12 protein-coding genes are annotated in these 11,803 nt (G+C 55.9%); 3 read left to right on the top strand and 9 right to left on the bottom strand.

The genetic code is table 11. The annotated features are described in order from the left end of the window. Positions 1–74: 74 nt before the first annotated feature. From QP982_RS02355 to QP982_RS02345, 3 genes are all read right to left on the bottom strand, one after another. The gene (locus QP982_RS02355; protein WP_049193012.1) at positions 75–683 is read right to left on the bottom strand and encodes a regulatory protein RecX; all 609 of its coding nucleotides are present in this window, start codon (positions 681–683) and stop codon (positions 75–77) included. 43 nt (positions 684–726) lie between these two features. Beyond that, positions 727–1,830, bottom strand: a complete 1,104-nt coding sequence (gene recA / locus QP982_RS02350) for a recombinase RecA (RefSeq protein WP_049170952.1) — start codon at positions 1,828–1,830, stop codon at positions 727–729. 316 nt (positions 1,831–2,146) lie between these two features. Beyond that, the gene (locus QP982_RS02345; RefSeq protein ID WP_005509697.1) at positions 2,147–2,380 is read right to left on the bottom strand and encodes a DUF3046 domain-containing protein; all 234 of its coding nucleotides are present in this window, start codon (positions 2,378–2,380) and stop codon (positions 2,147–2,149) included. A gap of 80 nt (positions 2,381–2,460) precedes the next feature. Here QP982_RS02345 and QP982_RS02340 point away from each other — a divergent pair, with 80 nt between their 5' ends. The 3 genes from QP982_RS02340 to QP982_RS02330 are packed head-to-tail and all read left to right on the top strand — an operon-like array spanning position 2,461 to position 4,431. Next, positions 2,461–3,078 (top strand): biotin transporter BioY, encoded by a 618-nt coding sequence (locus QP982_RS02340; protein WP_049170862.1) that lies wholly within the window; start codon positions 2,461–2,463, stop codon positions 3,076–3,078. Between the two features lie 34 nt (positions 3,079–3,112). After that, on the top strand, positions 3,113–3,814 hold the full coding sequence (locus tag QP982_RS02335) for an energy-coupling factor ABC transporter ATP-binding protein (protein WP_284870155.1): 702 nt from the start codon (positions 3,113–3,115) through the stop codon (positions 3,812–3,814). Beyond that, entirely contained in the window at positions 3,811–4,431 is a 621-nt protein-coding gene (locus QP982_RS02330) for an energy-coupling factor transporter transmembrane component T family protein (protein WP_049170855.1), read from the top strand. Before QP982_RS02335 ends, QP982_RS02330 begins: the two co-directional genes overlap by 4 nt. Before the next feature lie 5 nt (positions 4,432–4,436). Here the strand turns inward: QP982_RS02330 and QP982_RS02325 are convergent, their stop codons facing one another. The 6 genes from QP982_RS02325 to QP982_RS02300 all read right to left on the bottom strand — a co-directional run bounded on the left by QP982_RS02325 (position 4,437) and on the right by QP982_RS02300 (position 11,723). After that, positions 4,437–5,264 (bottom strand): PspA/IM30 family protein, encoded by an 828-nt coding sequence (locus tag QP982_RS02325; RefSeq protein ID WP_005509356.1) that lies wholly within the window; start codon positions 5,262–5,264, stop codon positions 4,437–4,439. Between the two features lie 141 nt (positions 5,265–5,405). Next, entirely contained in the window at positions 5,406–5,840 is a 435-nt protein-coding gene (locus QP982_RS02320; RefSeq protein WP_016422607.1) for a helix-turn-helix domain-containing protein, read from the bottom strand. A gap of 51 nt (positions 5,841–5,891) precedes the next feature. Then, positions 5,892–6,434, bottom strand: a complete 543-nt coding sequence (locus tag QP982_RS02315) for a CinA family protein (RefSeq protein WP_016422606.1) — start codon at positions 6,432–6,434, stop codon at positions 5,892–5,894. 24 nt (positions 6,435–6,458) lie between these two features. Continuing rightward, positions 6,459–7,025: a CDP-diacylglycerol--glycerol-3-phosphate 3-phosphatidyltransferase gene (gene pgsA / locus QP982_RS02310; RefSeq protein ID WP_016422605.1), complete on the bottom strand. Its 567-nt coding sequence runs from the start codon at positions 7,023–7,025 to the stop codon at positions 6,459–6,461. A gap of 31 nt (positions 7,026–7,056) precedes the next feature. Continuing rightward, positions 7,057–8,190 carry a TerC family protein gene (locus QP982_RS02305; protein ID WP_016422604.1) on the bottom strand — a complete coding sequence of 378 codons (1,134 nt, stop codon included), beginning with the start codon at positions 8,188–8,190 and terminating at the stop codon, positions 7,057–7,059. 236 nt (positions 8,191–8,426) lie between these two features. Further along, positions 8,427–11,723: a DNA translocase FtsK gene (locus tag QP982_RS02300; protein ID WP_284870153.1), complete on the bottom strand. Its 3,297-nt coding sequence runs from the start codon at positions 11,721–11,723 to the stop codon at positions 8,427–8,429. Positions 11,724–11,803 lie beyond the last annotated feature (80 nt).

Here is an 11,803-nt window from a genome sequence, read left to right as displayed (position 1 = left end):
CCCCAATCAGCGACCCCTTTAAACCTGACGGGTCCGCAGCCGGCGTGCTAATCCGGCGTGCGGTGGCACCGGCGCTAATCTGTGTCCTCTTCGAGTTCCCGGTATCGCTCTTCTAACTGATCCCGAGCAATGCTCATGGACAATTCAGAGGGGAAACCACGCCGCGCCAGCACACCGACGACTTTGCGTAAATCCTTTTGCTTGGAGTTGAAGTCAGGTGCCACTGTTTTAATAGTGGCCGCTTTCTTCGCCGCTAGCTTCCGGGCGACTTCTTCTTCCGCGTTGTGCGTAATCTGCTCCAACGCATCTGCACGAAGTGAAACATCAATGCCCTTTTCCTGCAGCTCCCGGTTCAAAACCATCTTCGACTTGCCGCGACTGGCAAAGCGCTGCCGCACCCATTCGGATGCGAAAAGCTCGTCGTTGACCAATCCACTTCGGGTCAGGTCATCAACGACTTCTTCAATCATCGAGGTTGGAAACTCCTCGACTGCCTCGAGCCTTTCTACGAGTTCCTTGCGGGAACGCATTCGCTGATCGAGCAAGCGCAGTGCCTTAGCACGAATCGGGGCCTTGGATTCCTCACGACCCGCATCGTAGAGCGAACTACCGTCAGCTTCCGCAATTTGCTGAGCAAGCTTTTCGATAGTCTCCCGCACATCGCGGCCGTTACGATCCTCCACGGTCCTCACTTTTCGTGTGTCGCGGCACTACGCCTCGAGCTAGCTAGTCTTCCAAATCATCGAAGTCGATGTCCGGCACGACATCGACAGGGGCATCGATATCGGTCTCGTCCTCGACCTCCGCGAATTCCCCGACGCCGAGCTTCTTCTTGATCTTGACTTCGATTTCCTGGGCAATTTCTGGATTCTCGCGCAGGTGCATACGAGCCTTTTCCTTGCCCTGCCCCAACTGATCGCCCTCGTAGGTAAACCACGAACCGGACTTCTTGACAATGCCGTTATCAACGCCCATGTCAATCAACGAGCCCTCACGCGAAATGCCCTCGCCGTAGATGATGTCAAACTCTGCCTGCTTGAACGGCGGCGACACCTTGTTCTTGACTACCTTCAAGCGCGTGCGGTTACCCACCGCATCCTGGCCATCCTTCAACGTCTGAATTCGGCGTACGTCACAGCGAACGGAAGCGTAGAACTTCAGTGCTTTACCACCCGTGGTGGTCTCAGGAGAGCCGAACATGACGCCAATCTTTTCACGCAGCTGGTTAATGAAGATGGCAGTGGTACCGGTGTGGGACAGCGCACCCGTCATCTTGCGCAGCGCCTGACTCATCAACCGCGCCTGCAGACCAACGTGGGAATCGCCCATTTCACCGTCGATTTCAGCCTTCGGAGTCAACGCGGCCACCGAGTCAACCACAATGATGTCAATAGCACCGGAACGCACCAACATATCTGTGATCTCAAGTGCCTGCTCACCGGTATCTGGTTGGGATACCAGAAGGTTGTCCGTATCTACTCCAAGCTTGCGCGCATAAACCGGATCCAGCGCATGCTCCGCATCAATAAATGCGGCAATACCGCCCTGCCGCTGCGCCTCTGCAATAGCATGCAGTGCGACTGTGGTCTTACCCGAGGATTCTGGACCATAGATTTCTACGATACGACCACGCGGGAACCCGCCCAGGCCCAAGGCCACGTCGATAGCGATATTGCCGGAGGGAATAACCTGAATTGGAGGACGATTGTCGTCCCCCAGGCGCATAACTGCACCCTTACCAAAGTCCTTCTCAATATTCGCCAGAGCTACATCGAGCGCCTTCAGGCGATCATTGCCCTGGTTCGAAGCCGTAGCCTTCTTACGAGCCATAGTTCGTTGTTCTTCCTCATTGTCATTGTCGCGGTCATTGTCGCGTACGGTATCGGGTTCTGGAGCCGTACTCAGAGAATGTGTCTCCCGATTTTCATCCAAAACAGAAACTTCGCTCACACTTAATTAGGCGCGAAACTAGCCGTTCCGGTTCCAAATTGGTCCGCGACACCTCTACTGCCGGTTACACCCGGAAGTTATACCGAATCAGACGGATTGACTTCATCAGCACTTTCGATAATATGCGAAACCCTGTTCGAATGGCAACGACACGCAAGAGCCGTCGGCAAGCATTCACCGTCGTCTACGCCGGAACCTATTCGTCAGGACCGTACCAGCGGTCTTCGGGAATATCGTGTTCCCTACACAGCGCCCACCAGATATCCCGAGGTTCGACCCCGTCCTCGAGCAATTCCGCGGGAGTTTTTCCATATTCCATCAGTACGTGGGAATGCAACAGCCACGGGCCGTGCTGAGGCCCAAATTCGTGGTTGACGAAGTTGTGAAAATCGGCCAATCGCATGAGACCAACGTACAAGATACCTGTCACTGATACCTACCTGGCCACCCTCTTTTCATAACCTAATCCCCGCTCCCCTGCCTGAACAGTGCTCAACCCATGGGTTTAAGATGAGAGCTGTGAATAATTCCAAGGTGTATGACCTCACTCTTATCGCTGCTTTCGCAGCACTGATCATCGTGCTCGGCGGCATTGCCATTCCCGTTGGCGGCCTCGGCGTGCCAATCGTGCTACAGAACATGGGCATCGCACTGGCCGGGATGATTCTCGGATTCAAACGCGGTGGCCTCGCCACTACCCTGTTCCTGGCTGTTGGTCTCGTGGGCGTCCCAAACATGGCGGGCTGGAAACCACTTCTCGCCGCACTTCCCGGCCCTACCGTGGGCTACATTGTCGGCTACTTAATTGCAGGTTTCGCAATCGGCGCGATTGCCCAGCAAGCACCACGGGCGAAAGTTTCACGAATCAGCGTCTTCATCGGCGCGGGCCTCGTTGGAGTTCTACTACAGTACTTCTTCGGATCTGTCGGATTGGCTTGGCGTATGGGACTTAGCTTCACCGACGCACTGATTACCAACGTCCCGTTTATCCCAGGCGACGTGGCAAAGGTTGTCGTAGCCGCGCTTATTGCTACTGCAGTACTGCAGGCTTTCCCTGATTTGCTTCCCGACGCTGCCAACCGTAAGCAAAGTCGTTTGGTTAAGGAAGCAGCCACCTCGGGCAATTAACCCCACAGAATTAGAAAGGGTCTCGAGTCGCACTATGCCCACCATCGCTTTTGACCGCGCTTCCGCAACCTATTCGGGACGCCAGATACTGAAGCCGACCACGCTAACTCTCACAGAGAAGCGCATTGGCATTATCGGCGAAAACGGTGGCGGTAAGTCCACGCTGGTGCGACTCATTAACGGCCTGGGCCCGGTCACTGGTGGCACGGTCAAGTATGAGGGCATGAATGTCGCAAAGCAGGCAAAGGCAATTCGCAAGAATGTCGGCTTCATCTTTTCTGATGCGGATAATCAAATTGTGATGCCTACAGTCGCAGAGGACATTGCCTTTTCACTACGCAAGCGAAAACTACCAAAGGATGAGCGCAACCAGCTGGTGCAGGAAGCCCTCGAGCGGTTTGGGCTTGCCGATCATGCTGACGCCTCGCCACACTTGCTCTCGGGTGGACAAAAACAGCTACTGGCGCTGGCGGCAGTGTTAATTCTTAATCCCACGACCATTATTGCCGATGAGCCCACTACGCTCCTCGACTTGCGCAATCGTCTCCACATTCGGAGTATTTTCGCCCAGCTTGAGCAGCAAATTATCGTGGTCACTCATGATCTGGATTTTCTTATGGACTTCGACCGAGTTATCCGTGTAAGCGCAGGAGAAATCGTCGACGACGGTGCGCCGAAGGAAGTTATTGACCGATACGTCAGCGATATGACTCGTGCGGAAGAAGGCCGCTCATGATTCATCCAGCCGATGTCCCGTTAGGGCTTTACCTAAACCATAAGTCGCCTGTGCACAGGCTCCCGACGGCCCCCAAACTCATCATTGTCATCGCATTTTTATTGCTCACCGGGATTCTCGTGGATACCTGGCTAGGCGGGGCGATTGCCCTGGCAATTGTCACCCTCGCTTATGCGGTGGCCAAGGTGCCACCAATGGTTGCTTTCCGACAGCTCCGTGGAGCCGTAGTCATTTTGGCGCTGCTTTCGCTTCTCCTGTGGTGGCGCGCCGGGGGTGAGCAAGCGCTGACGACCTTCCTCGCGCTTCTCGCCGCAATCGCAGCGGCAATATTGCTAACGCTGACGACCCGCGTCAGCGACATCATGGATACTTTGACCACTGCGATGCAGCCGTTCGCCCGTTTCGGCCTACCAGTCGACACCATCGCGCTCGCACTATCGCTGACGCTGCGTATGATTCCGCTTCAGGTTATGGCCGCTGCCGAGGTACTGGAGGCTCGAAAAGCACGAGGGGCTGCCGGCTCAATCATTGCCTTCGGCGTACCTGTGGTCATCCGAACCATTAATCGCTCGAAGGCAATGGGTGATTCGCTAATCGCACGTGGTGAAGGTGAGTAGGAGAATTAATTGCCCTCACGCAGCTGGCGCATGCGCTCAGCAACAGCAGGGTCAACGTTGGAGGCAGCGCTTCCCTCGATGGACTTCTGAGCCTCGCCACCAGAGAGCTCGTTGCCACCGTTCATTTCTGCGCGGATTTGCTCCAGGCGAGAGTGCCCAGCAAGCTGAACGCCTGCGGCCTCTACCTCAGCCATACGCCCCTGAACCGAGTTCTGAGCTAGCTCGGCCTGACCAAGAGCGTTAGCGTAACGACGCTCAATCTTGTCACGAACCTGATCCAGATTAGGTGTAGCCCCCGAAGAAATCTGATTCATCGACTGCAGGGACTCAGAGACTTTCTCCTGCATCTTTGCTTGCTCCAGCTGGCTGAGGAGCTTTGCGCGCTCCGCGACCTTCTGCTGCAGCTGCATGGAATTACGCTCGACGGCCTTCTTAGCCTGAGCCGCCTGCTGCAGCGACTGATCGTGCAGAGCCTTCAAATCTTCTACCGACTGCTCAGCAGTAACCAACTGAGCTGCGAAAGCCTCAGCTGCGTTCTCATACTCCGTAGCCTTGGCAGTATCCCCCTCAGCACGAGCCTTGTCAGCGAGCTGCAATGCCTGACGAGTGTTCCCCTGCAGCTTCTCAATCTCAGCGAGCTGACGGTTAAGGCGCATTTCCAGCTGGCGCTGATTACCAATCACCGCCGCTGCCTGCTGCGATAGTTCCTGGTGCTGCCGCTGGGCATCCTCGATAGCCTGCTGAATCTGCACCTTCGGATCAGCGTTTTCCTCAATCTTGGAATCAAAAGCGGCCATCAAGTAATTCCACAGCTTTACAAATGGATTAGCCATAGCGTCCCATACACCTTTCTTATTGCAACTACCTCAAAGCAGGTCTGTGCTTATCGCGCACCCAATCTTAACTAAAGCCGAGCGTCTTCGGGTGCTAAGTACCGGAGCAATGGAATGAAATTCCACCGCCGCAACCAATTTCTACATCGCTGCCAATTCTGGGCTCGCCGAATGCAGGGCCATCGCTGTGGCTGCTTCCATCATCAAATCCGACACCGTCACACCAAGCGCCGCGCATACCGACGCCAGCAGCTCAGATGAGACTTCTTTCCGTCCACGCTCAAGCTCAGACAAATAACCAGGGCTAATAGCCGCATTTTCAGAAAGCTCACGCAGCGTCTGTCCACTGCGCGAACGGATATCACGCAGCGTCTCCCCCAGTGCCTCTCGCAGGAGTGGCTCACGGGATTCTCCCCGTTCCGCCAAATCCTGTGCCGTTAACTTTGCAACCGATCCAGGCTGCTCCCCTACAGCCACCCGCGCCGACGGTGCTGTGGCATCCATGGAAGCTTCGAAAGCGGCAGCGCTATCTACCTCTGGGTAGCGAATGGTCATAAGTGCAGTATTGTTGGTCATCACTTTCTCTAACGCTTTAGAAGGCCGACCTGTTCCCAATTTTCAAAAATTCTACTCACCGTCGAGATTCTGCAACAACAGTTCTAACGCCAATACCACTGCTTGACGACGAATCTCCGCGCGCGACCCCTCTTTATTCACCGGCAACCTAACAGCAGTTACCCCATCAAGGTACGAAACTCCCGGCGGTTTCAGACCACACCAGACTTCACCTACTGGGTGCCCATCCTGCATCGCTGGACCAGCAACGCCAGTTAGCGAAATCCCCCAGTCCGCCACTGCTTTATTTGCCACTCCAAGTGCCATATACCGGGCCGTCAACTCGGACACGGGGCCATATGCGGCCAAAGCATCCTTTGGCACGTCGGCAAGCAACGCCTTCGTGTCAGTGGCGTAAGTGACCACGCCACCGCGGAGAACGGCGGAGGCTCCCGGTACGGAGGCAACTGTAGCGCAGAGAAGACCTGCGGTAAGTGATTCTGCGGCTGCAAAAGTCTCGCCACGAGCCGTAAGCGTTTGGACGAGTTGAAGCGAAACGCCATCGACACCGTCAGCGTTTTCGTCGCTCTGGGCGAGGCGTTCGACTGTGTTCACAGCTTTACCCTCCACTTAATTTCTCTACGAGACCTTTCGCGCATCCACAATGTACTGGATACCAGTACCGACGGTGACGACAATGGCGGCAACCATCACAATCCAGGACGGCCAGAACAACCAGTCCACTGGCATCAGGAAGAGCCCCACTGCTACAGACTGCAGGACCGTCTTTATCTTGCCGCCCCGAGAAGCCGGAACAACACGCCCCTGACGCAGGGCGAACATACGCCAGATGGTGATGCCACCTTCGCGAATCACGATGATGACAGTCACCCACCACGGCAGAATGTCGATGATGTTCATACCAATCAGCGCAGCCAGCATTAGAGCCTTATCGGCAATCGGATCGGCAATCTTGCCAAAGTCGGTAATGAGGTTACGGCTACGTGCGAGGTGCCCGTCCAACTTGTCAGTCGCCATCAGAAGCGCGAATACGACAAACGACCACCAGCGCCAATTGGTGGCTTCGCCGCCCTCCTGAAGAAGTACCCACAGGAACACCGGTACTCCGAGGATGCGAAGCACGGTCAGGAAATTGGGCAAGTTCCAGTTGGAAACACGGCTTGTATCAGCACTTGGAGCAGTCACAGTTGTTACCTTATCTCACAATCGTGTTCGATTAACGCCCAGGCTCGTTCTTACCGGTGTGTGAACCGTTAGTTTCGCTTCCGGCCGACGTTGACCCCTCACTGACAGAAGTAGAGGAGGCGTGAGAGCCGAGGCCATCGCGGCTTCCATCATCATCGTGGTGAACACGCGGAAGGGCAATCGCACCCATGTTTTCATCACGCTTGCTCTTGAGCCACGATGCCAGGACAGTCACCACCAGAACGATGACGATGACCGCCAGCGACGCCCAGGTCGATACTTCAGGCACCGACACGTTCTCACCGCTGTTGATAAACGGCAGGTTGTTTTCATGCAGTGCGTGCAACAGCAACTTCACACCAATAAAGGCCAGGATGACACCCAGGCCATAAGCCAGGTACACCAAGCGATCCAGCAGACCGTCGAGCAGGAAGTACATCTGTCGCAACCCCATGAGAGCAAGGGCATTTGCAGTAAAGACGATATATGCCTCATCCGTCAGGCCGTAGATAGCCGGGATAGAGTCAAACGCAAACATCACATCGATAAAACCGATGGACACCAGCGCGATGGCAAGTGGAGTCAAGTAACGCTTGCCGTTTTCCTTAACGGTCAGCTTGTCCTTGTTGTAATGGTCCGAAATTGGGACGATTCGACGCAGCCATTGAATCAGCTTCATATCCGACGGATCGGGTTCCGGCTTATCGACGGCTTCGTCGTACACCGTCTTGATAGCCGTGTAAATCAGGAAGATTGCAAACAGGTAGAAAACGTCAGACCACTTGGCAATAACTGCCGCACCAGCCCAAATGAACAGGCCTCTGAATACCAGCGCCATCGCAATACCGAACAGCAAAACCTTTTGTTGGTACTGGCGCGGAATCTTGAATGCGCCGATGATGAGTGCAAAGACAAATAGATTGTCTACGCTGAGCGCCTTTTCGGTGATATAGCCCGATAGAAACTCAATGCCTCGGTGGTGATCCCATAACAACCACACCATTCCGCCGAAAATTAATGCCAAGACTACGTAGAAAGCGGTCCAGATGCCGGCTTCCTTCATAGTTGGGTTATGCGGCGTGCGAACGTGTGCATAGAAGTCAAAGGCGATAAAACCCATGACGACCACAATGGTGATAATCCATACCAATGCGGGGACATGCATATTAAAAAAAGACCTCCGGTCGTGCGAACATGAACCGGAGGTCTCTCCTGCTTCTGCCATAGTGGCAAAAGTGACGGCACCGGGATTCGATGTGCGCAAGACGAGTCTGTGCGTCCAATCCGTGCTGACGATAACCGTCACGGGCTAGCGGAAAACATCCACTTTTACCGGGGATACTCCCCTCCACGTGTGCCGACTATACACGCAATCAGAAACGGCGGTAAGGCTGGGTCGTCCTACGCCATAGACTGATTCGGATCAGCGTCGACTACGTTTACTTCTTCCTTAGGAGCATCCTCCGGGTTTGCGCCCTTGATCATCCACTTAATGGTTTCGAGCTCCTCTGGTTTGACCAGCACCTCACGTGCCTTAGATCCCTCTGACGGTCCAACCACTCCGCGAGTTTCCATCAGATCCATCAGTCGACCGGCCTTGGCGAAACCGACTCGCATCTTGCGCTGCAACATCGAGGTCGATCCGTGCTGTGCGGTGACCACCAGCTCGACTGCCTGAAGCAAATCTTCCAGGTCATCTCCGATATCGGGGTCAATGTTGCGCTCAGCCTCAGCACTCTTATCCTCCGTGACACCCTCGGTGTAATCCGGCTCGGCCTGCGCCTTAGCTGCATCGACTACTGCCTGAATCTCTTCGTCTGTGACGAAGGCCCCCTGAAGACGTCGCGGCTTGCCTGCACCCTGTGGGATGAACAGGCCATCGCCCATACCAATGAGCTTTTCAGCACCGCCCTGGTCAAGAATGACGCGGGAGTCCGTGAGCGACGAGGTAGCGAATGCCAGTCTCGATGGCACGTTCGTCTTAATCAAGCCGGTGACCACATCCACAGACGGACGCTGCGTAGCCAGCACCAAGTGGATACCGGCAGCACGGGCCTTTTGCGTGATGCGCACAATCGCATCTTCGATATCGCGGGGTGCGGTCATCATCAGGTCTGCCAACTCGTCAACGACACAGACAATGTACGGGTACGGACGGTACTCGCGCTCCGAGCCAAGTGGGGTCGTAATCTCACCGGACTTGACCTTACGGTTGAAGTCCTTGATGTGACGGACGCGGGCGGCCTTCATGTCCATGTAGCGCTGTTCCATCTCTTCAACCAGCCACTGCAGAGCCGCCGCGGCCTTCTTCGGCTGAGTGATGATTGGCGTAATCAGGTGAGGAATCCCCTCATATGGAGTCAGCTCGACCATCTTCGGGTCCACCAGAATCAGGCGGACATCCTCCGGGGTCGCACGAGTCAGCAGCGAAACCAACATCGAATTTACGAACGCGGACTTACCCGAACCGGTCGAACCGGCAACGAGAAGGTGCGGCATTTTCTGGATGGAGTGCGAGATAAACTCGCCCTCAATATCCTTACCGAGACCGATCAGCATCGGGTCATCGTTCGCAACGGTCTTGGGCGCGTTGAGTACGTCGGCAAGCCGAACCATCTCACGGTCGTTGTTCGGCACCTCGATACCAACGGCCGACTTTCCCGGAATCGGAGTCAGTAAGCGGACATTGTCGGTCGCTACCGCGTAGGCAATGTTGGACTGCAGGTTCGTGATCTTCGAGACCTTCACGCCCGGGCCAAGCTCGACCTCGTAGCGAGTCACCGTCGGACCGCGAGAGAAACCAGTCACCGCAGCATCGACCTTGAATTCTGCGAATACTTCAGTAATCGCCTCAATCATGCGGTCGTTCGTCGCCGTACGTGTCTTGGGACGCTCACCTGGAATCAACAAATTAGTCGATGGCAGGTGGTAGTCAGATTCCGGCGTGCGTGCCGACGAACCGGAAGTACCCTCGGCATCCTTTTCCAATTCAGACTTCGGAGTTGTGGCCGGAATCTTAGAGGCATCGATACCAGAACGAGCGGCAATGGCATCCATTGTGCGGCGGGTAGCCTCAGACACTGCATCCCGCGAATCATCGACAGACGACTCGCCCTGCGGCGCGCTCGCCGGCTCTACGGCCTCAGGTTGAACAGCGGGCTGTTTCGGAGCTCGGGAATCGGAAACACAATTCCGTTCGCTGTTATTAGCTGCAGCAGCCTCCTGCGTCGGGTACTCGGAGTACTCGTCATAATCCTCGTCGACAGCGTGGTAGTTCGTGCCCCCGACAGCTGGAATAGTCGATTCTGTCTCAGCGGTGTCGCGATGTACTGCATCCGACTGAGCTTCCTCCACGTACTCAGCTGCCGGAAACGCCGGCTCCACTGGGGAAACTCGATTGGAGTGCGGTGCCCCATTCCGGACATCGAACACTGTGGTCTTTGCCGAATCGTAGTCGACATCCTCAACCTGACGGGCATGTCGCGGAGCCTGTCGGTTCCTCTGCGGCTCTTCGTCCAAAAGATCGTAGAGGTTACCGTCAGTATCCGGTTCGTCGTAAGGCGCGGGTTCGGGTGCGGATATACGGCTATCCGCGCCACGGCGGGACGCTCGGTAAGCAGGGCGACCGGTCGAACGAGACGAGGAATGTTGCGTGCGGCTGCTGTGGCTTGGGCGACGCTCAATTAGCTGCGTCGGCTGGTCAAAGTCCTCATCGGCATATGCGGTATCGGAATCCCAGCTCGCACGACGTTCCAGCATGTCATCGACATTGCCGTAGGGATCGTCCGATTCCGGCTCGTCGCCGGCACGACGCGAAGACCACTCGGAAAAGTTGAAGTATTCCTTAGTGGCATCGATAAGCTGGCGCACCGTCGCGCCAGAGAGCACCAGAGCGCCGTAAAAAACGATACCCAGCAACAAAACCACGGCGACCCACGAGGTAAACCCGGCTGCTAGCGGCGAACCGATATAACCACCAATTGCGCCACCAGCTGCACGTCGCCCCTGCCAGTCCGCAGGACGACCCGAGCCGATATGCACAATTGCGAGCAGCCCCACCACGATCAGCGAAGCTCCAGTGATGGTAGGTGTCAGACGTTCACGGCGCGGCATAGCATCCAGCATCATTAATACGGAAACAACACCGAGCAGCACCGGAAGTACAAAAGCGCCGATACCAATGAGCGTGCGCACTGCCGTTTCAATGAACTCCCCCACTGGCCCTGCCAGGTGGAACCATGTCGAGCCAGCGAGCACAATCGCCAACGCCAGCACGAGTAGTGCGAGGCCATCCTTCGATCCCGGTTCGCCACCCTCATCGAAGTCTGCGTCGAACTCGTCAGCTGGCACGGAGGCCGGTGCCGGCGGTTCAATTACATCGTCATAGCCACTAGCTGCTTTACGACGCTTCCTACGGGGCTTCGTCGAAAAATCGGCGTCACTTTCGCGCCGCGACATATTCTCCTCTTCATCTCGCTTATTTTTGCGACCGCCTACCCGACGGGCAAGACCGGCCACGCCGCGGGCAGTTTCAGTCCAGGCGCTGGCCAAGCTATTGCCCACGAACGACATGGCGCTAGGAGTGCGCTCGAATTCCTCCGTGGCACTGTGCACGGGGTATCGCCGCGTGGCATCTGTCTCCGCAGAGCGGGAAGATCCACGACGATTGTCAGTTCTGGTTCGGCTGGTCGCAGACATGACCATAACCTTACAGCTAACACCGGATCGTTTTCACATTAGTCACACGCGTGTCATTGTTTAACAGGCGGGCTGCCACG

Source organism: Corynebacterium sp. MSK019 (assembly GCF_030232425.1).
GTDB classification, from domain to species: domain Bacteria; phylum Actinomycetota; class Actinomycetes; order Mycobacteriales; family Mycobacteriaceae; genus Corynebacterium; species Corynebacterium jeikeium_D.
The sequence above is the reverse complement of the archived record's forward strand: the minus strand, read 5'-3'. Positions and strand labels throughout refer to the sequence as shown.